Below are 21,403 nucleotides of genomic sequence, written 5' to 3'. Positions count from 1 at the left end.
TTCAATAATTAGTGTTCTGCCCATTCAACTGTAGAAAGATCGATACCTTCTTTGTACATATCCCAAAGCGGAGAAAGTTCACGTAATTTCTCAACAGCGGCTTTGGTAATTGTAAGCACGTGGTCAATGTCTTCTTCAGTTGTGTATTTGCCAAAACTAAAGCGGATTGAGCTGTGTGCTAGCTCATCAGATAAACCTAATGCACGAAGAACATATGAAGGCTCTAAAGTTGCAGAAGTACAAGCAGAACCACTTGATACTGCAGCATCTTTAAGCGACATCATTAAAGATTCACCTTCAACAAAGTTGAAGCTAACATTTAAATAGTTTGCAACGTTTTGAGTTGGGTGACCATTTAAGAACACTTGTTCAAGGTCTTGTAAACCGTTCCAAAGTTTGTCACGAAGTTTACGGAGACGCTCTTGTTCTGCATGCATTGTTTTGCCTGCAATCTCAAAAGCTTCACCCATACCAACGATTTGGTGAGTAGCCAAAGTACCAGAACGCATACCACGTTCATGACCACCACCATGGATTTGTGCTTTTAGGCGAACACGTGGGCTACGACGTACATATAATGCGCCGATACCTTTTGGACCATAAATTTTATGAGCAGAGAAACTCATAAGATCAATTTTCATAGTAGATAAGTCGATATCAACTTTACCAGCTGCTTGCGCTGCATCTACGTGGAAAAATGTTTTGTTGGCACGTGTTAATTCACCAATCGCCGCTACATCTGTAACTGTACCAATTTCATTGTTTACCATCATAAGAGAAACAAGAATAGTATCTGGGCGAAGGGCAGCCTTAACCATTTCAGGAGTAATTAAACCTGTTTGTGGTTCTGGCTCTAAATAAGTAATTTCAAAGCCTTGTTCTTCTAATTCACGACAAGGATCTAAAACAGCTTTGTGTTCAATTTTACTTGTAATGATATGTTTGCCTTTAGATGCATAGAATTGAGCTACACCTTTAAGGGCAAGGTTATCTGATTCAGTTGCACCAGAAGTCCAAACGATTTCACGTGGATCAGCTTTAATTAAATTTGCTACTTGCTCACGTGCATATTCAACTTTTTCTTCTGCCTGCCAGCCATAAGCGTGTGAACGAGACGCAGCATTACCAAAGGTACCGTCGAAAGTTAAACACTCCATCATACGTTCTGCAACTTGCGGATCTACTGGAGTGGTTGCTGCGTAATCAAGATAAATTGGACGTTTCATATCAAATACCTGTACCCGATAAAAGAGCTGAATCTGTGCCAGTCACATTTTGGCGTAATGCAACAGTTTGAACGTTGTCTCGGCTAATGAGGTCGGCAAGAGAGATTTTTGCTAAATAGTCGGCAATATGATGAGAGAGTTCTTGCCATAAATCATGAGTGAGACACATTGCACCATTTTGGCAGTTACCTTTATGGTCACAACGTGTTGCATCAACCGTTTCATTTACAGCTTCAATAATTTCTAACACAGTAATTTCATCAGCATTTCGAGCCAAATGGTAACCACCATTTGCACCACGAACACTAGAAACTAACCCATGACGCTTAAGTTTTGCGAATAACTGTTCTAAATAAGCAACTGAAATGGATTGGCGTGCGGCAATTTCGGCGAGCGTGATCGTTTGTTCAGTTGGCTGCAAAGCTAAATCAAGTAGAGCAGTCACTGCGTAGCGACCGCGAGTTGTAAGGCGCATGATTCGATACACATGTTAAGACTAGATAATAGGATTTTATGAATCCCGACTAAAATAGTCAAGTTTTTTTATTTTTAATTCAAGTGCTGGAACAAAATAGAAAAATAAATTAGGCAACCCACAAATTATATATGAAATAAACAATAAATATTAGGCTAATTATACCAAAGGAGAAGTTAATATTTCGTTGACGTCGTTGTAAGCGATTAATTCGATTTTGATATTGTTTAATTTCCACGTGAAGGGAGTTGATCTCTGATCTTTGTTGATCAATTTTCTCAAGTAATGGGGCGATTCGTTTACGTGAAGCAAGAGTTTCAGCTTCATCATCTGGAGTGTTAAACCACTGCTTCCAGTCAACTAGCAATTTTGGAAGAGTCAAATGAGAAATTAAATCTAAAAGTTCCTTTTTCGTTTCCTCATCACCATCAATACGCATATTTTTTAGACTGCGTTGATTAGAAAATCCGAAAATTTTAATTAGATCAATAAGCGTACTATTGATCTCAAGATCAATACGTCTATCAAAAGAGTGAATATCGAATAACAAGCCTTTTTCTGTAAATTGAACATAGAAGTCAAAGAAAGGTAAATAGCTATTAATACGAATCGTTGTTTTGTTCAAAATAAACTTTTTCGCTTGCAAGCGAAGGGCACCATCGTGGGTGAGAATAAATGAAAAAAAAGTTTCTAAGATAATTAGAACAATATTTAGCAACAGACGCGGATGTTTTTGTCTTTGTTGCGTTTCACTCATAAAAGTTTATCCTTAGAAATAGCAATTAACTGAAGAATGGGACATCCTATCCCAAACTTAACACAATGTCGTGTTAAATATATTTACATGACTTATTTGCTTTGTAGAACAGTTTTGTAAATGGATCAAGTCTTTACTTTGATATTATAGAAATATTTTGTGGTCAAATCAGTCATCATTTCTCTCATCTGATTAGGAGTTTAGATTAATGGATAATGCAAATATAGATACCCAGATAGAAGAGTCGGAAGAAAAAAATAAATTAAAATCAAAAAGTTCAAGAAAATCAGCTTTGGATTTTAGGAAGTATACTAAGCAAATTTGGTTAGCTGGATTAGGCGCTTTTTCTCGTGCGGAAGAAGAAGGAAATAAGCTGTTTGATTCCTTAGTTAAAGTAGGTGAGGAGCTAGAATCAAAAACTGGAGACTTAGCAGACAATACTGTCGGTAAGGTCACAGAAAAAGCAAAAGAGTCTGTATCTGAAACAAAAGACAGAGTAGAAAAGATTCTTGATACGAGTGTTAATCACTCTTTAAATCGTATTGGATTGGTGACACCGAAGGATTTACAACATATCGAACAGTTGCTTGTACAACTGCATATTAAGGTGGATGCTTTAATAGAAGAAAATCAACAGTTGAAAGCAAAATTGAATAAAAAGTAAAAAAATGTTGGGATTTAGCAAATATATAACAGTTTTTTAGCATTTATTTTTGCTAAAAGCCCTGCTCTAGTATTGCGTTTTCCCCTAAAGCATTGCTATAAAGGCGTCATGGCCTTTTAAACTATAGCCTTGGACCTTAAACAAACGATATTAAGAGGATGTTTTATTCATGAATAAATCAGAATTAATCGATGCAATTGCTGAAAAAGGGGGAGTATCTAAGACTGATGCAGGCAAGGCACTCGATGCGACAATTGCGTCAATTACTGAAGCACTTAAAAAAGGTGACACAGTAACTTTAGTTGGTTTTGGTACTTTCAGTGTTAAAGAACGTGCTGCACGTACTGGTCGTAACCCAAAAACTGGCGAAGAGCTTCAAATTAAAGCAACAAAAGTACCTAGCTTTAAAGCTGGTAAAGGTCTTAAAGATTCAGTAGCTTAATCTTTTAAGATGAATAAACGCGCCAGAATAGGCGCGTTTTTTATTAAATATCTGAATTGACCAATATTGCTCATTCATTGATTGTGGTTTTTCAGTTAAAATTCTCCTCGAAATAAAATATTGGAATACTTATGGAATCGTTTCGTACAGTCATTAAGGGTTGGCTCGGCAAAGTCCTTCTAATTTTGTTTTTGACCCCTTTAGCACTTGTAGGTATTGAAGGATATTTTAATAGGGGAAACAAGGCTGATGTTGCTAAGACAGTAAATGGCCAAGAAATATCTAAAAAAGACCTTGAAACTTTAACTCAGTCTTACAAAGAACAATATTTAGCTGCTGTTAAAGGGGATGAGAGTTTACTCAATTTGCCTGTCATTCAGGCTAAGGCACTTGATATTTTAGTGTCACGTAATTTATTGATACAGCAAGCTGAAAAATTAGGTATCTCTCTGAGTGATGCTCAAATTGAGCAAATGTTAGCTCAACAGCCTAGTTTGCAAGAGAATGGTCAATTTTCACAAAAACTTTATGAAAACTACTTACGTTCGATTGGCATGACGAGTCAGGGGTTGATATCAAGCCTACGTCAAGATCATGCTTTGAAAATGTTAACATCAACATTTACTGACTACTCATTAGTAAGCAAAGTTGATCTCATGCAAATTGCGAATTTGCAAACTGAACAACGTACATTACATTTAGCTAGCATTAAATTAGATGCTTACAAAACAGGTTTAACTGCTTCTAATCAAGAAGCTACAGATTATTATAACAAGCATCAAGGTGAGTTTAAGCAACAGGCTTCGGTTGATGTTGATTATGTTGTATTGTCTCCTTCAATGATAGCGAAACCAGCCCCTGCAACTGAGGCTGAACTTCAGCAAGCATATGCTAAGTTTGTTGAAACTCAGAAAAAAGATGCTAAGCGAACTGTGAAGCATATTTTAATTACTACTGATGCTCGTGATGATGCAGCGGCTCAAAAACTGGCAAAAGAAGTTTATGCGAAAATTCAGGGTGGTCTTTCATTTGCACAAGCTGCGGCACAGTTCTCTGAAGATCCTAGTTCAAAAGCAAAAGGCGGCTTAGTTGAAGCATATGCACCAGGTGTTTTCTCGGATGCATTTGATAAAACTGTTTTAAGTTTGAAAAATGGACAAGTTTCACAGCCAGTAAAAACACAATATGGTTATCATATTATTGAAGCAGAAACTCAAGCTAACCAAATCCCTTCATTTGAAGCTGAGAAGGCTCGTTTAACTGCTGAGGTTGAGAAGAATAAAGTTGCGACCGTTTATTCAGATACCGTAAATAGTTTGAATGAAACGATTGTTGGCAATGATTCTTTAGAAGCTGTTGTTCAAGAAGTAAAAGGTACAAAAGTTGAATCATTAAATGGTGTAACTTTAGCTACTCAAAATCCATATTTAAGTGATCCAAGCGTCAAAATTAAATTATTTAATGATGATGTGAAGAATGGTGACCGTAATACTTCCTCTAATATTCAGTTAGCGAATGGTGATACGTTATGGGTTAAAGTACGTGATTACCACGCAGCTGGTGTAAAACCATTAGCGCAAGCGATGAATGAAGCGAAAGCCAAAGTTATCGATGAAAAAGCGCGTAAGGCTGCTCAAGCAAAAATTGCTACTATGTTGACTGAGTTTAAAACTCAACCTGCAGACCAAGTGGTTGCTAAAAACAAAGTCGCATTTGAGTCAGCTGGTGTGTTTACTCGCTCACAAGGTTTAAAACGTGAAATTGAACGTGCTGCATTTAGCTTAGCTACACCTAAACCAGGTATGTGGTCTGTTACAACAGCAAACTTACCAAATGAGCTTGTAGTAGTTGCAGTTTCAAATGTAAATTCATCAGCTGTAAATGCCATTCCTGCCGATCAGTTACAACAGTTAAAACAACTTTATCGCCAATCACGTGGTCAACAAATATTGGAAGATTACAGCCAATATTTAAAATCACATGCAAAAATTAAATAATAATTTGATCAAATAAAAAAAGCGCTTCGGCGCTTTTTTTATTTTCTATTAATCGAGATGATGTTCGATATATTGCTGTCGATATTGTTTAGGTGATAAATCAAAAATTCTTTTAAAAGCCTGACTAAAAGCAGTCTCGGATGAATAGCCGACTTTGTTTGATATTTGCTGAATTGAAAAATTACTTGTGCGTAGATATTGGCTAGCTAAGCGGAAACGGTAATGTTGCAAATAAGTGAGAGGTGGTTCCCCAATAATACTATTAAATAGATTTGCAAATTTGGAACGTGACATACAGCATTGTTCTGCTAAAGACTCAACTGTCCAAGCAACTTCTGGTTGGCTGTGAATAGCAGATAGGGCATTACTCAATTCAGGGTGGGTTAATGCACTTAGCCAGTTTTGTTGATCTGTCATTTGTTGAACATGATCACGAATGCATTCAATGAGAAGAATACTGACTAAATGATCAATAATTTTGTCATGTCCCGGCCTGATTTTTTGAGTTTCAATTGCTAAAAAATAAAGCCCAATTTGTAGCCATTCGGGTGGGTTGGTTTGATTTTCGTGCTGAATATGCATAATCGAAGGCAATGCATTAATCAAAGGGCCTGCCATATGAGTATCAATCTGACAGCGCAAACAGAGCAACAAGGTTGTATCTTGAGAGGAGGTGCCAAACTCAATCGCGTCTTGTCTATGACCGTTAAAAAACGAAGTAATATCTATTGAATCTACTAGTTTATTCGCTGTTGATTTTGAGTCAGTGGCATTATGTGCTTTTCCAGAAGGTATTAAAATAATATCTCCTGCTGTCGCAATTATTTTTTCTGAAGCATTAAGTTGAATATATACTGAACCGGTTAAAACAATATAGGCAAGTAAAGCAGATTGATCTTGTGTTTTAAAAGCCCATTCTCCTTGAGCTTTTAAATAGATGTATTCAGACTTATTAAGGTGAATATCATCAAAAAACTTACTTAGTGCATCCATGTTTATATGATCAATCATTATTTTATTAAAATTATAGTGAGCTATAAGAATAGATCAACATGTGTTTTTAGGACAAAAAAGTGGAAGAAAATGCCAAAGACTTTGAAATAGGTTTTTTGGACGGTTACTACTGTTAAGTAATTAGTATTTCTTTAACTATATAGATATATAGAAAAAGGAAATATGACTATGAATGCACCAGTAAATGTTCAGCAAGAACTTATGCCAGTGCCAGCGTCTATGCGTGAGATAGATCGTAAGCGCTATTTATGGATGATTAGTCCGGCTCTACCTGTAATTGGTTTAGGTATTTTAGCTGGTTACCATTTTGGTCCACGCCCATTAAAAAAAGTTTTCGCTTTAGGTGGTCCACTATTATTACATGTGGTGATTCCAGCTATTGATACGATTATTGGGAAGGATGCACGTAATCCAACTGATGAAGAAATTAAACTCCTTGAAAAAGATCCATATTACTCACGTCTCGTGAAGAGTTTTATTCCCCTGCAATATGCTGCAAATGTTTATGCATGTTATTTAGCAAGCCGTAAAAGCACGTCATTTATTGATAAAATTTTGCTCGGTGTTTCGATGGGGGCGATTAATGGTATTGCGATTAATACTGCCCATGAATTAAGCCACAAACATGATCGTATTGATCATATTTTATCTCATCTTGCTTTGGTTCCTACTGGTTATAACCATTTCCGTATCGAACATCCTTATGGACACCATAAACGTGCAGCAACTCCTGAAGATCCGGCTTCTTCACGAATGGGTGAAACATTTTATGAGTTCTGGCCCCGTACAGTTGTAGGTTCTTTTAAGTCTGCAATTGAGATCGAGAAAAATCGTTTAAAACGTAAAGGAAAAGAGTTCTGGTCAGCAGATAATGAATTATTACAGGGCTGGGGAATGAGCGCTGCTTTCCATGCTTCTATGGTGGGAATTTTTGGTAAAAGCACAATTCCATATTTAGCGACACAAGCATTTTACGGCATTAGTCTTTTTGAAATTATTAACTACATTGAACATTATGGTTTACTACGTCAGAAAAAAGAAAATGGTCAATATGAACGTACAATGCCAGAGCATAGCTGGAATAATAACAACGTTGTAACAAACTTATTCTTGTACCAATTGCAACGTCATTCAGATCATCATGCTTATCCGACTCGCCCATTCCAAGCATTACGTCATTTTGATGAGGCGCCAGAATTACCAAGTGGTTATGCAAGTATGTTACTGCCTGCGTTAATTCCTTCGTTGTGGTTCAAAATGATGGATAAACGAGTTTTTGATCACTATAAAGGTGATTTGAACAAAGCAAATATTTCACCAAAACGACGCGCAAAAATTTTTAAGAAATTTGGTGTGGTTGATAAATCATTAGAATCAACATCTACTGAATAAATAGAAAGTTCATTTCTTAAAAGTAAAAGCCCTTTAGTATTTTGACTAGAGGGCTTTTTAAATTTTGACTTATATAGAAAATAAAGGGAGCTTTGAAACTCCCTTTAGCTATTATTTTAACTCACTCGATGATTTGCCAAGCTCACGACGTGCAATAATCAATTGTTGAATCTGCTGAGTACCTTCAAAAATATCAAGGATTTTTGAATCACGTGCCCATTTTTCAAGTAACTCATCTTCATTATAGCCAACACTTGCTGCTAACTCGACACATTTTAAAGTGATCTCGTTACCAACACGACCCGCTTTTGCTTTTGCAATAGAAGCTTCTTTAGAGTTTGGTTTTTTGTTATCCGCCATCCATGTTGCTTTTAACATAAGCAGACGAGCAGCTTCCCATTCAGCCTCCATGCGATAGATTTGTGCTGCAAGATTAGAAGCATGCAGATAGGGGGTAGAATAGTCAGGGTCAAGCTGATCTTTAAAGATCTCTTTAATACGTTCTAGTGAAGCTTTAGCGCAACCGATTGCCATTGCTGCGACCAAAGGACGAGTATTGTCAAAAGTTTCCATTACTCCAGCAAAACCTTTAGCGACATCTACTTCAGCATTACCCAAAAGGTTCTCTGCAGGTACACGACAGTCAATAAAACTAATCACAGCCGTATCTGATGCTTTAATTCCTAATTTATGTTCAAGGCGCTCAACCTTCATTCCAGGCGTACCTTTGGGTACGACAAATGATTTAATAGCTGCTCGCCCAAGTTTACGATCAAGCGTGGCCCAAACAACAACAGAATCAGCACGTTCACCAGAGGTCACAAAAATCTTTTCACCATTTAGAATGTAGTCATTACCATCCTTGGTTGCAGTGGTGCGGATCGCGGCAGAGTCAGAGCCGCATCCTGGTTCAGTAATTGCCATTGCTGCCCATGTTCCGTTGAACCGCTCTAATTGCTCATCATTTGCAACAGCAGCAATAGCTGAGTTTCCAAGACCCTGACGAGGCATACTCAGTAATAAGCCTGTATCGCCATAACACATCTCAATAATTCCAAGAGCGGTCGACATGTTGGTTCCGTTACGAATACCTTCATTGTCGGTATCACCGCGTTTTCCAGCACCCGCAGCTCCAGCATTAATTCCTTCACCACCTTCATTCATACCATCAATGAGGGAGGCAAGCATATCAAGTTCTTTTGGATATGCATGCTCAGCTTTATCATATTTGCGAGAAATAGGGCGTAAAACATTGATCGCAACATCATGTGCTTGATCAATCATCATTTTGAATTTTTTAGGATTTTGTAAATTCATTAAAGTATCCTCTGATTGATCATTTAAGCATGTAAGCCAGATTGTAAAATTGCAGTAGCCCGTAAATCGCGGTACCAACGTTCAACTGGATGTTCTTTCGTGAAGCCATGTCCACCAAGAATTTGTACACCATCTGTACCAATTTTCATGGATTTTTCAGCACAAAGTATCTGTGCTAAGTAAGCTTCACGGTGAAATGGTTTGCCTGACTCAGCAAGGCTCGCGGCATTTAAAACCAACATACGCATTGTATCTATTTCAATTGCCATATCTGCAATCATGAACGCGACACTTTGTCGATGAGAAATTGGCTCGCCGAACGCAGTTCGTTCATTGGCATATTTAATACAGTAAGCTTTTACAGCTTCACATGTACCTACCGCCATTGCACACCACATTAAGTTGCCCAAATCTAAAAAAGCAGTGTAATCAAAATCTGTTGCACCTAATCGTAGAGCAGGTGTGTGATTAAAGTGAAGTGTTGCTGTTTCAGTCGCTTTAAGCCCCATGGCTGGAGTGTTTTTAATAGAAATAGTTTCGTTGCTCTGCACGACAAATATATCTGGTTTACCGTTAAAGTCTGCACTTACTAAAAATACGTCAGCTAAATCACCTAAAATCACTAATGTTTTTTCGCCATTAATAAGAAATTGATCATTTTCAAGTGATGCTTTTGTTTTTAAAGCATAAGGATTAAATGCTGGAGTTGCCTCTTGAACTGCAAAGGTTGCTGTAATGTCTGAGTCTTCCGCAAAACATGCTAGATACATCGACTGAACTTCGGCTGAACCCCAACGTGTGATTGCATTGATAACGCTAAATGTACTGAGTAATCCTGCTGTAAGGCTAAAATCACCTTCAGCTAGTTTTTCAGCAATTAATAAGTTACTAACAATATTTTGTTCAGTCGCAACACCACCTAATGCCTCTGGAAGTGCATAGTAGTTAAGTCCTAAATCTTCAACATATTGCCAAAGACTTTCAGGAAACTGAGCATTCTGATCAGCATCATGAGCCAACCCTAATAAAACTTCTTGAGCAAATTGAGTCATTGCCTCAGCAGTCATTTGTTGTTCTTCAGTTAGACTTAAATCAAATAAATTTTTTTGCTGGCGAGGCAAACGTTGTTGAGAAATTTGCTTGGGCTTAAATGCTTTTTGAGTCTGAGTTAATGCTCTAAAACCTGCTTTTGAACCTTGATAAAGAGATTTCTCAACAAATTTACGCAACTTGAGTTGATCAAGTACATCGCTTCCAGCCAATCTTGTGATCAGCGATAAACCCAAACCCTGAGCTTTATTGATCATACTTGTCATGATTATATTGTCCTAACATGTCGTTATTGTTTTATGCTGACACGCCTTATATTAAAAAACTATGTCGCTACTGACATTAGAAAAATGAGTAGATAAATGGCAAATAGAAAATAATAAAATTATAAGTTCTTGATTTTATTTGTTTAAAAAAGTTTTAATATTGGGTGAGTCGAGAAGGATTGACTAGAATGACATGGAATCATTCTAGTCTGCATTAAATCAAGCAAAGTTACGAATCATACGTCGCACATTGGTTTTTGCATCAATAACCGTCATAAATGTGTAAGCTCCAATGAATTTACGGCTAATAAACATAAACTCTTTTGGTGGGACCGAAAAATAACGTGATGCCATTGATTTACTAGCTTGTTGCATAACACGGCTATGAAGCTGACTTTTCTTCCAGTCATAACGTTCATGTTCATCCATAAGACCAGCGGGCATATCTGGGTTATTTGCAGGAGTGCTGAATGCTTCTGTTGCAAGTAAAAAGACATCAGCCATACCCGGTTTAATACTTTCAGGCATTGCATCAAAAAACTCGTAACCAGTCATGGCTTTCACCATAGCATCTTTATTATGTTGATAACCAGCCTGAATGAGTTGACGTGCAACTGTTAGTAAGTGTTCATCAAACTGGCGAATGGCACCAAAATCTAATAATACAATTTTGTCCTGAATGTCTTGACCATTCCCCAAACGGACAAGGTAATTACCAAAGTTAGGGTCAGTCTGCATTTCGCCCCATTCAAAAATTTCACGAACCGCAATCTCCAATGATGCTTCACCGAGTTGATTGCGACGTTCTTGAGGTAATGACAACATAACAGGGCTGTTAATTGGCACACCACGTTCGAAAGTCATGCAGAGCACTTGATTTGTGCAATACTCATCTACAATCGTAGGAACAATATAGCGCTCGTCGTCTTTTAAGCGTTCACCGAAACGACGGGTAGTCGCAGCTTCTACATCATAGTCAACTTCGCGATGCATCATTTCACGTACTTCATCAAACCACTGATCAAATTCACGGGTTTGTGGCACCATACGTGTTAGTTTAAGCATGTTTTTAAAAAGACTCATATCTGAGTCAATTGCATTTGCAACGCCAGGATATTGAATTTTTAAAACTAGCTCTAAGCCATCTGATTTACGTGTTGCACGATGTACTTGTGCGAGAGAGGCCGTACCAATTGGCTCATGATCAATTGTTAAATCATTTAACTTAGCGCCAAGTTGATCCTGCAGATGTGGCTTAATTGCAGGCCAATCTAAGGCAACAGTTTGGTTATTTAGAGTATTTAATGCTTGTGTAATCTCTTCTGGTAAAAAGTGTTCACCATAAAGAGCCATCATTTGACCAATCTTAACAATAGAACCCTTAAGTTTACCTATTTCAGAAACCAGATAATTAGCTTGCTCGCTCATCGCTTTTTTGCGTTTCTTTTCTTTTTCTTCCTCATTAGAAAATAAAGAAGAGGCACTTGCAGTTGCCCAACGTGTTCCTGCAAGTAAAGAAGCTTTCGCGATTGATAAGCGTCGATCCATGGAAGAAGTTTTTAAACTCTTAAGCTTATCTTTCTGATTTGACATGAAAATAGAATCCTATGCGCATCATGCAGCCAAACGCTGGTGATCTAAAATTGTAACGAATATTACATGTTTTGAGCGTATTAAAATAGTTCTCTCGGACTGAATGATCAGTCTAATTGGCTATCTTTATTTCATTAACTTTAAAATAGCCTAAGCAATTTTAAAATCTAAGAAATTTACAGCGTTCAGGTGAGTAGAACTAGGGTAAAAACTGATCTTGCACAAAAACTTAGATTACATTTTAAATTGGATCTTCAATTCAGATTTTTGCATCAAATGAAGGCGATTGGTCTGAATATGTTGTAATAACATTTGCTTGACTGAATCATGCATAAAACCAAGTGCATGAGCTTTTACAATAATGATGCTAGGTAGGGTATAGAAAAAATACTTAACATCATCAAGAGTTGCGTTATTAAAAATACCTTGTTCAATTAATGTCTGCTGTAAAAATTGCTTTTCGTTTAATACAGAATCTGAAGATTCATCCCAAAAACGGTGACGCATCGCCATCAGATTGTTGTGTTTATAACTCATAAAATTGTCAGCTCAGACTTCAAATCTAAATAAAATATATGGAGTCGAGCCATGAATATCAAGTTGAGATTATCTTTTCTTCAGTTGCTGTTTGAATTTTTATGTAACTCTTGTAAATAGCCTAAGCAAATTTTAAAAATTTTCTAAAAAAACTATAATCGAAACAATTTCATCTATAACACAACCTATTATGACTCCTGCATGTAGACTGTTAAAAAGTAATAAAATTGAATTTTCTATTCATGAATATGAACATGATTCAAATGCCAAAAGTTTTGGATTAGAAGCAGCTGAAAAACTAAATTTAGATGTAAGGGAAGTATTCAAAACCTTAATGGTAAGTGACGATAAGAATTTTTTTGTTGCAGTATTGCCAGTTAATCATCAATTAAATTTAAAAAAAGTTGCTACGGCGTTTGGCTGTAAAAAATTACAGATGGCTAATCCTAAAGATGCCGAACGTTTAACAGGGTATTTGGTCGGAGGAATTAGTCCGTTAGGTCAAAAGAAACGCTTAAAAACCGTTATTGATGCATCTGCACAAGAGTTCAGCAAGATTTATGTGAGTGGAGGGAAACGGGGACTAGATATTGGCTTAAATCCTAAAGATTTAGCACAACTCTTAAACGCTCAATTTGTTGATGTGCTTGATGAGTAAAATAAATCTTTTTCTTATCTCATTAAATTAACTAATTTTAAGATAGGTAGTATTAAATCAAGTTATTTTAATAAAAACAATTCTCATTATTATTTATATTTAGTATTATTCCGAGCCTTATAACTATCTAATAACTTTTGGGTTTGGAGAAAGGGAAAATGAATCAATACAAAAAGGTTGGGGCTAACTCAAATCATCTGATGTGTGCTGAATCACAGTATTTTAAATTAAAACCTTGTTGTATTGCTCTAGCAGCAGTATTTGCGCAGCACGGTTATGCAAATACAAATATTGAAAAGGAAATCCTTAATAATCAACCGACACAAAAGCCTGTAGCTCAATTGCAAAAAATTATAGTGACGGCGACAAGGACGCCCAAAAATATTGCTGAAATTGCCGGTACAGTTCAAACGATTGAAAAGCAGCAAATTGAACAACAGGCAACTGCTGGACGAAAAATTGCGGATATACTGGCTCAGTTGGTTCCATCACTCGGGGTGAGTAGTGGAACGACTACCAACTATGGGCAAACAATGCGTGGTCGTGATGTCATGATTATGATTGACGGCGTATCGCAAAATGGCTCACGCGATGTTGCTCGGCAGCTAAATAGTATTAGTCCAGGCATGATTGAACGTATTGAAGTTCTTTCAGGAGCTACAAGTATTTATGGATCAGGTTCTACCGGCGGGATTATTAATATTATTACGAAACGTGCTGATTCGACTAAACCAGTAAGTTTTGAAACTAAACTTGGTATTACGTCTTCCGATACATTTCGGAATGATAGTCTAGCTTATGAAATTGGCCAATCTATTTCATTTAATAAAGATAATGTAAATGGTTTCTTAGGGGCTAATTTCACTAGTCGCGGATCTCAGTTCGATAGCCATGGTGATCGTATTGCTATAGCACCTATGCAAGGTAGCCGTCCTGATACTGATACAATTGATATTAATAGTCGTATAAATATAGATTTAACTGATAACCAATCACTAAGTTTGGGTGCGCAATATTATAAAGATGAACAAGATACGAGTTATGGTCCTGATTATGGGAAAAATTATATTTATGGAGGGACGCCTAACTCATATATTGGGAAAAAGGGTTTAGAAATATCTAATCAGCCTTTTACAGAGCGCTATGCATTCAACACTCAATACCAAAATAAAGATATTTTAGGTCAGGTCTTAAATTTAGAAGGATATTACCGTAAAGAAGATGCTCGTTTCTTTCCAGTCTTTTTAGGAGGAGAAGGTACAGAAGCAAAACAATCTCAATCTGAAATCGAAGTTGCTGGTTTGCGCTCAACGGTACAAAGTGATTTAAATATTATGAATCGTGATCTTAATCTAACTTATGGCTTAGATTATGAACATGAAAAAGATCATCAACACTACGAGCATTTCACAGCATTTAATACAGGTTTGACCTATAAACCTACAGGTAAAACTTCCGATGCCGGTCCAAATACAACAATTCAAAGCGCTGGCGTTTTTCTACAAGGTGATTACGCTTTAACAGACCGTATGAATGTCCAAGCTGGTACTCGTTACCAATATATCAAAGCTGAAACAGAACAGTACTCGACTAAAAATGGGATACAACCAAGCGGATCTGTAAATGACGATGCTGTTTTATTCAATTTGGGAGCGATATATAAATTAACAGATGAGCAGCAAATATTTGCTAATTTTTCTCAAGGTTTTAGTTTTCCAGATGTACAACGGATGATGCGTGATGCATTTAATATATCAACCGCTAATATCCAACCTATTAGTGTAAACAGCTATGAATTAGGCTGGCGTTTACAAGGAGAGCAGAGTCTAAATCTAGGTATAACAGGTTTCTATAATACCTCAGACAAAGTTGTTCAATTCTACAAGAACAGTAATAAAGAAACTGTTGCTGAAGTTATGGACAAAGACCAACGTGTTTATGGTGCTGAACTAACGGCGACCTATCCATTTATGGAAGAGTTTAAAGTTGGGGGAACACTGGGTTATACGCGTGGTCAATACAAAGATACTGATGGTAAATGGAAAGAGTTGAATGCTTTTCAAGTCTCACCAATCAAAGGTACGGTTTTTGCTGAATGGAGTAGCAATGAGGGTTATGGCGCTCGTGTGCAAATGCTTGCTATAAAAGGTACAAATGAAGCAGTAAAAGATGGCTCACTTTCAGCTGTAAAAATTAAAGGCTATAGCACGATGGATGTTTTGGCACATTTTCCAGCTTGGAAAGGACGTATAGATTTTGGTGTATATAATGTTTGGAATAGAGACTATCGAACTGTCTATAGTCAACAAGCAGAAAAAGTATACGGTCTTGTAGAAAGTATTCCAGCTGCAGGACGTACTTACGGCATCAGTTATACATTTAATTATTAATATGAAGTGAGATAGGGAATATTTATAAATCATAGGTATTCCTTAATAAATTTAAAAAAATAATAAAATAAACTTGCATTATTAAATGCAAATGATTATCATTATCTATATTGAAAGTTGAGAAACGTTCTAGTAATTAAGATTAACGTCTACTACTGTAATGCTAAGTTTTAGGCGATTTAAAGTTATACCAGAGACTCCAATAACAATGGTGTTGAAAATATGAGTTGATTTCTGGTATGTGAGCGCCTGCAGGACATTATAAAAATAGGCAGGTTCAACTAGCGGTAAATGGAACAAAGAAAAATAAACATTATCAGCGCAACAAAAAGAACTAATCAAAAGCAGCAGGTGAGGATGGCCTGCTGCTTTTGTAGTTAAAGTTGATTTCATAATTATTTATATATTTCAACTCTTTTGGATGTTTAACTTGACTCAGTAACAGATCGATTATATTTTTGATTAAAAAATAACCACTAATGTTTCATTTATTAACATTCTGACTTTTTAGCCATTTTTTGTATACCCTGAATAAAACATGATCAAAAAAGAGGTAAAAACGTGCTTATTTTTCATGGAAAACCTGTTCACGGAGCTATCTTCGATATGGATGGGACAATGTTTGATACTGAGAGATTGCGGTTTCAAACATTGCAACAAGCATCTCAGGAACTCATTGGACAGGAGTTTTCACACGAATATTTAATGCAATGTTTAGGTTTAAGTGCAACTACTGCTGAGCAATTGGCGCAACGTCTATATGGAGTAAATGTTCCATATAAAGAAATTCGAAAAAAAGCTGATGAGATGGAACTCGAATATATTCGAAAACACGGCGTACCTATCAAAAAGGGTTTAGTTCAAGTTTTAGAACGTTTACGAAAATCTGGTTTAAGAATGGCTGTTGCGACTTCAAGCCGTAGGGCAATTGCCGAAGAATATTTAATTAATGCGAATGTTTATAAATTTTTTGATGTGATTACCTGTGGTGATGAAGTAGAGCAAGGCAAGCCGCATCCAGAAATCTTTTTAAAAGCTGCTAGTCAACTTCACTTGGATGCCAACCAATGTCTTATGTTTGAAGATTCTGAAAATGGTTTAACTTCAGCTCACACTTCAAAAGGTTTAACGATTTTATTAAAAGATATTAAAGAACCAAATGATGAAATGCTGGAAAAAGCACATTTTTATTATGATCAGATGTATGACTTTTTAACCGATCTCGATCAATTTATCCCTGTTATGGACATGCCGGAAATGCAGGAACCTTTTCCACAAAGTCCCAACCAATTAACAGTTGGAATACATGGTTTCGGTGCGATTGGCGGTGGTTACATAGCGCAAATCTTGTCACATTGGGATGGATATACAAAACCAAAAAGAATTATTGCTTCTACAAGAAATAGTCTTTTTCGAGAAGCCGTGAATGCATTTGGAACATATAGCATTCGCTATGGACAATTTTCTTATGATGAGCGTATTGAGAATATGACCATTGTTGATTCTGAAAATGAACAACAAATGTTAGAGATGTATACTCATTCAAGCTTAATTGCACTTTGTTTACCTGAACAGGCCATCGAAGTTGAGGCAAAAATAATTGCAAAAGGGCTATATGCACGTTTTAACTCATCACTTGAAACATGTATTGAACCACTAACTTTTCTAATTATTTTAAATAAAGTCGGCGCGAAATATTTAGTTATGAAACATCTTAGAGAAGCTCTGCTAGAGTTGACTAATGATGAAGATGTGACTGAGCATATTTTAAAAGAACATTACTTTTGCGACACCGTTGTAAACCGCATGGTTTCAAAATTATCTAATCAGAATTTATATCGTCAACTTCGTATTAAGCATAATTTTCTTGAACAGCATTTAGAAGATGTGGAACACGACGAACAAATCGAAATTGAAGACTGTAATAAACTGACTCAAGATCAGCAAAATCAGGCTTCTTTATATGTCGATAACATGCGCCGTAATTTCCAGCCAGGACATATATTACAAAGCATGGACCTAATTCTGTTTCATAGCGAAACGGATATGCCAATTTATGTAGAAAAAGGCAGCCCTTTACTCGAAAAGTTGCGTCAAGTTGTCTTGGTTAATCAGATTACAGACATTCAATTAATCAAAAATCGACTATGGAACGGCGTACATGCCATGCTTGCTTGGTATGCATCTTTACTGGATCATGTTTCTATTGGTGTTGCCATGGGAGATCATTCAGTTAAAGCATTTGCAGAAAACTTAATTACAGAAGTAAAACAAGGGCTTGCAATCGTATTGCCTAATTATGCGAAGGATTTGGACCGCATGGCACAAAGCTTTCTAGACTCATGTGAATATGCTTTTAAAGATCCTTGTAAAAGAGTGGCAAGAGATCCACTTCGCAAATTAACTCATAATGAAAGAGTAATTGCATCAATTGGGGTGAATATCGCTCATGATTTACCTTATAAAAACCTTTTAAAAGGTGCTGCGCTAGGTTATGCCTATGCGATTCAATTTTTAGAAATCGAAGAGACTGATGCAATTAAACATTTACACGACCAAGTTCAAAAACTGGATATGAGTGCCGCTCAAAAAGGGCAACTTGAAGTTGAGTTAACACAATTAGTTCAATATTTATTTTCTGAACAAAGCAAACAGCCTTTAAACATGAAAATTACCAATTCAAAAAATACGAGTGCTCAACATGCCTAAATTCTTTTAAGTAATTAATGCTCTACAACTGAAAGGCAAACATGCTTTAATACAAAAATTGAATGATTTTGAATTAAAGTTGTGCTGATAAAACCCTCGAGGTTCATGGTGCCAACATCTATACGTGATTATCCTGAGTGGCACCTTGGGCGTCAAAATTACGCTTTATGGTATCTAGAAATTAATGATCGGAAATTAGTTCATTATCTAGATCAATTGCGTGCGCATTTTTCAGAATTCTTATTAGAACCCAATAGCCGTCAATATCATGTCACATTATTTATATGTGGATTCTTAATTCATGAAACTAAAATTTATAGTGATGACTTTAGTTTTGGTGAATTTAAGCAGCAAAGAGAAATCTTAAGAAAAGAAGATTTTGCTCCGTTTCATTTAAAAATTAGTTCAGTAGATAGTTTTAGTAGTGCTTTATTTGTAGAAATACGAGACACCGAAAATATCTTATCTCAGATACGCCAAAAACTTAGCCTAGTTTCTAATGAAATTGCGGCTTTAGAGTATTGTCCGCACATTACATTGGGGTTGTATAAAAAATACTATAGTAGTGATTTGATTTTACATAAAATTTCTCAATTACCTGTACAATACAAACACGCTGAATTTGATCTTAAAGTCGAGCATTTAACATTTGGTTATTATCAAGCTCAAACTTTACAAGGTAAGTTATATCCATCTCAGCATTTGTTCTTAGGTGATTCATGTTGCAACTGATTTTGGGTGGAGCCCGTTCTGGCAAAAGCCGACTGGCTGAACAAACAGCAATAAATACGCAATTAGCTGTGACTTATGTTGCTACGGCGCAAGCGCTTGACCCAGAAATGCAAAGTCGAATTGAACACCATCAAAATCAACGTCCTGCTCACTGGTCTTTGGTTGAAGAACCATTATATTTAGCAAATGCTCTACAAAAAATTGATCGCCCTAATCAAATTATTTTGGTGGATTGTTTAACACTTTGGCTAACCAATTTGTTACTTTTAGAAGATCAAAACGTTCAACAATTTGAATGTGAGCAACTATTAAAAGTTTTACCCACGCTTCAGTCAGAAATTATTTTAGTAAGTAATGAAACTGGTTTAGGCGTTGTCCCACTCGGTGAGATTAGTCGTCGATTTGTCGATGAAGCAGGCAGACTGCATCAAGCTCTAGGACAAATTGCAGATAAGGTTATGTTTTGTGTGGCTGGTTTTCCAATGATTTTAAAAGGTGAGAAATAAAATGAACTGGTGGTTAGAGACTGTACAGCAACCTGATTTGGACACAAAACAACAAGCTGAGCAACATCAACATCAACTCACTAAACCTACTGGAGCTTTAGGTGATCTAGAACTGATAGCAGTCAAACTTGCTAGTTTGCAATCAAATGTACATCCGCAAGTTAGCCATCCATGGATTACAGTTTTTGCTGGAGATCATGGCGTGGTTGAAGAAAATATTTCTGCATATCCTCAAGCCGTTACCCGTCAAATGCTACAAAACTTCACGACTGGTGGTGCAGCAATTAGTGTACTTGCTAAATATCATCAAGCTCATTTGCAAGTGATTGATTGCGGTACCGTAGGTGAAGCATACGAATACACCGGAGTTGAACGTCATTGTATTCGTGCCGGCACTGCAAATTTTGCCAAACAAGCCGCAATGAATGCAGATGAATGTCGTGCTGCTTTAGAGTTAGGTAAAAACAGCGTAGACACGGCCAAATCTAAAGGTGCAGATATTTATATTGCGGGTGAAATGGGGATAGGAAATACCTGTTCTGCTTCTGCCTTAGCATGTCTTTTATTAAATGATACTGCCGAACAATTAACTGGAGTTGGTACAGGAATTGGTGCCGATCAGTTAAGACATAAAATTGAAGTAATTGAAAAGGCAATTGAACTTCACCATAAACATGTTGTTGGTGATGTATTCAAAACACTATGTGTTGTGGGTGGTTTGGAAATTGCAGCAATTATCGGTGCTTACATTCGCTGTGCGCAGGTGGGCTTACCTATCATTGTCGATGGTTTTATTAGTTCGGTCGCTGCTTTATGCGCAGTACGAATGAATTCTAACGTGCGTGACTGGATGCTTTTTGGCCATCAATCGGCAGAATATGGACACCGACGTATTTTACAAGAACTCAATGCTGAGCCGATTTTAAAAATGAATTTGCGTTTAGGTGAAGGTAGTGGGGCTGGCGCTGCTTTGGCATTAGTTAAAATGGCATGTGTATTACACAACCAGATGGCTACATTTGCTCAAGCTGCTGTAAGCGGGGATAAAATTGGGTAAATTCAGAATTGATTTGCTCAGACATGGCGAAAGTCAGTATAGCCATATTTTACGTGGACATTTGGATGATGAGTTAACGGCAAAAGGTTGGCAGCAAATGCAGTCAACCATTGAGCAAGTTACAAATCAGTCATGGGATGTCATTATAAGTTCAACATTAAAACGTTGTGTTTGTTTTGCTGAGCAACTTGCAAAGACAACTCAGCTACCTTTACTTTTAAACCATGACTTAAAAGAAATGTATTTTGGTGAGTGGGAAGGTGTCTCAACTCAGCAAATTTATGAAACTTCACCCGAATTACTGGCAAATTTTTGGCAAAAACCGAGTCAATATTGTCCACCGCGTGCAGAAACATTAATGCAATTTCAAACAAGGGTTCTTAAAGGCTTTCAGGAACTACTTGTAGAGATGCAAAAACAAAACTGGCAACATGGATTGGTTGTTACCCACGGCGGTGTAATTAAGCTATTGGCTTGTTTAGCTAAACAACAACCTCTAGATGACTTACTTAAAATGCCAGCAGAGCTTGGAAAATTATATTCACTCGAATTTTCTGAAACAGATGGTCAATTAACTTTTAAGTTAAGATAGTAGTTTTATATTTTTATATACTTGTAAGT

19 protein-coding genes are annotated in these 21,403 nt (G+C 36.7%); 11 read left to right on the top strand and 8 right to left on the bottom strand.

The annotated features are described in order from the left end of the window. Positions 1-8 precede the first annotated feature (8 nt). The 3 genes from KTJ10_RS01060 to KTJ10_RS01050 all read right to left on the bottom strand — a co-directional run bounded on the left by KTJ10_RS01060 (position 9) and on the right by KTJ10_RS01050 (position 2,458). Positions 9-1,226, bottom strand: a complete 1,218-nt coding sequence (locus tag KTJ10_RS01060; RefSeq protein ID WP_002117998.1) for an IscS subfamily cysteine desulfurase — start codon at positions 1,224-1,226, stop codon at positions 9-11. A gap of 1 nt (position 1,227) precedes the next feature. Beyond that, complete coding sequence (locus KTJ10_RS01055; protein WP_002117915.1) at positions 1,228-1,701, bottom strand: Rrf2 family transcriptional regulator; 474 nt, start codon at positions 1,699-1,701, stop codon at positions 1,228-1,230. A gap of 109 nt (positions 1,702-1,810) precedes the next feature. After that, complete coding sequence (locus KTJ10_RS01050; RefSeq protein ID WP_086264585.1) at positions 1,811-2,458, bottom strand: hypothetical protein; 648 nt, start codon at positions 2,456-2,458, stop codon at positions 1,811-1,813. A gap of 208 nt (positions 2,459-2,666) precedes the next feature. Here KTJ10_RS01050 and KTJ10_RS01045 point away from each other — a divergent pair, with 208 nt between their 5' ends. The 3 genes from KTJ10_RS01045 (at position 2,667) to KTJ10_RS01035 (ending at position 5,561) form a co-directional block, all read left to right on the top strand. Beyond that, a complete protein-coding gene (locus KTJ10_RS01045; RefSeq protein ID WP_086264586.1) occupies positions 2,667-3,122 on the top strand; it encodes a phasin family protein in 456 nt (151 codons plus the stop codon). 169 nt (positions 3,123-3,291) lie between these two features. Further along, the gene (locus KTJ10_RS01040) at positions 3,292-3,564 is read left to right on the top strand and encodes an HU family DNA-binding protein (protein WP_001043034.1); all 273 of its coding nucleotides are present in this window, start codon (positions 3,292-3,294) and stop codon (positions 3,562-3,564) included. A 131-nt stretch (positions 3,565-3,695) separates the two neighbouring features. Then, positions 3,696-5,561, top strand: coding sequence for a SurA N-terminal domain-containing protein (locus KTJ10_RS01035; RefSeq protein WP_262441135.1), 1,866 nt, complete (start codon positions 3,696-3,698; stop codon positions 5,559-5,561). A 48-nt stretch (positions 5,562-5,609) separates the two neighbouring features. Here KTJ10_RS01035 and KTJ10_RS01030 read toward each other — a convergent pair whose 3' ends face one another. After that, positions 5,610-6,572, bottom strand: a complete 963-nt coding sequence (locus tag KTJ10_RS01030) for an AraC family transcriptional regulator (protein WP_262441134.1) — start codon at positions 6,570-6,572, stop codon at positions 5,610-5,612. A gap of 171 nt (positions 6,573-6,743) precedes the next feature. Here KTJ10_RS01030 and KTJ10_RS01025 point away from each other — a divergent pair, with 171 nt between their 5' ends. Next, positions 6,744-7,967, top strand: a complete 1,224-nt coding sequence (locus KTJ10_RS01025) for an alkane 1-monooxygenase (protein ID WP_262441133.1) — start codon at positions 6,744-6,746, stop codon at positions 7,965-7,967. Positions 7,968-8,078: 111 nt separating this feature from the next. Here KTJ10_RS01025 and KTJ10_RS01020 read toward each other — a convergent pair whose 3' ends face one another. The 4 genes from KTJ10_RS01020 to KTJ10_RS01005 all read right to left on the bottom strand — a co-directional run bounded on the left by KTJ10_RS01020 (position 8,079) and on the right by KTJ10_RS01005 (position 12,730). After that, positions 8,079-9,284, bottom strand: a complete 1,206-nt coding sequence (locus KTJ10_RS01020) for an acyl-CoA dehydrogenase family protein (RefSeq protein ID WP_033849928.1) — start codon at positions 9,282-9,284, stop codon at positions 8,079-8,081. A gap of 23 nt (positions 9,285-9,307) precedes the next feature. Next, on the bottom strand, positions 9,308-10,591 hold the full coding sequence (locus KTJ10_RS01015) for an acyl-CoA dehydrogenase family protein (RefSeq protein ID WP_262441415.1): 1,284 nt from the start codon (positions 10,589-10,591) through the stop codon (positions 9,308-9,310). 228 nt (positions 10,592-10,819) lie between these two features. After that, positions 10,820-12,193 carry an ABC1 kinase family protein gene (locus KTJ10_RS01010; protein WP_068566230.1) on the bottom strand — a complete coding sequence of 458 codons (1,374 nt, stop codon included), beginning with the start codon at positions 12,191-12,193 and terminating at the stop codon, positions 10,820-10,822. Between the two features lie 234 nt (positions 12,194-12,427). Next, positions 12,428-12,730, bottom strand: a complete 303-nt coding sequence (locus KTJ10_RS01005) for a hypothetical protein (RefSeq protein WP_004792622.1) — start codon at positions 12,728-12,730, stop codon at positions 12,428-12,430. A 190-nt stretch (positions 12,731-12,920) separates the two neighbouring features. Between KTJ10_RS01005 and ybaK the strand changes: the two genes are divergently transcribed. The 7 genes from ybaK to KTJ10_RS00970 all read left to right on the top strand — a co-directional run bounded on the left by ybaK (position 12,921) and on the right by KTJ10_RS00970 (position 21,374). Further along, positions 12,921-13,388 (top strand): Cys-tRNA(Pro) deacylase, encoded by a 468-nt coding sequence (gene ybaK / locus KTJ10_RS01000; protein ID WP_017386867.1) that lies wholly within the window; start codon positions 12,921-12,923, stop codon positions 13,386-13,388. A 158-nt stretch (positions 13,389-13,546) separates the two neighbouring features. Then, on the top strand, positions 13,547-15,778 hold the full coding sequence (locus tag KTJ10_RS00995; protein ID WP_262441132.1) for a TonB-dependent receptor: 2,232 nt from the start codon (positions 13,547-13,549) through the stop codon (positions 15,776-15,778). Between the two features lie 561 nt (positions 15,779-16,339). Further along, the gene (mtlD, locus tag KTJ10_RS00990) at positions 16,340-18,487 is read left to right on the top strand and encodes a bifunctional mannitol-1-phosphate dehydrogenase/phosphatase (protein WP_262441131.1); all 2,148 of its coding nucleotides are present in this window, start codon (positions 16,340-16,342) and stop codon (positions 18,485-18,487) included. A gap of 105 nt (positions 18,488-18,592) precedes the next feature. Then, on the top strand, positions 18,593-19,219 hold the full coding sequence (locus tag KTJ10_RS00985; RefSeq protein ID WP_262441130.1) for a 2'-5' RNA ligase family protein: 627 nt from the start codon (positions 18,593-18,595) through the stop codon (positions 19,217-19,219). Then, a complete protein-coding gene (cobU, locus tag KTJ10_RS00980) occupies positions 19,207-19,725 on the top strand; it encodes a bifunctional adenosylcobinamide kinase/adenosylcobinamide-phosphate guanylyltransferase (protein ID WP_262441129.1) in 519 nt (172 codons plus the stop codon). The genes KTJ10_RS00985 and cobU overlap by 13 nt, the downstream gene beginning before the upstream one ends. A 1-nt stretch (position 19,726) precedes the next feature. Further along, on the top strand, positions 19,727-20,782 hold the full coding sequence (gene cobT / locus KTJ10_RS00975) for a nicotinate-nucleotide--dimethylbenzimidazole phosphoribosyltransferase (RefSeq protein ID WP_262441128.1): 1,056 nt from the start codon (positions 19,727-19,729) through the stop codon (positions 20,780-20,782). Continuing rightward, positions 20,775-21,374 carry a histidine phosphatase family protein gene (locus tag KTJ10_RS00970; RefSeq protein ID WP_262441127.1) on the top strand — a complete coding sequence of 200 codons (600 nt, stop codon included), beginning with the start codon at positions 20,775-20,777 and terminating at the stop codon, positions 21,372-21,374. Before cobT ends, KTJ10_RS00970 begins: the two co-directional genes overlap by 8 nt. Positions 21,375-21,403: the final 29 nt, after the last annotated feature.

Source organism: Acinetobacter sp. WU_MDCI_Abxc222, assembly GCF_025514755.1.
GTDB lineage: Bacteria > Pseudomonadota > Gammaproteobacteria > Pseudomonadales > Moraxellaceae > Acinetobacter > Acinetobacter geminorum.
Note: the sequence above shows the minus strand (reverse complement) of the source record. Positions and strands in the feature narration are given on the sequence as shown.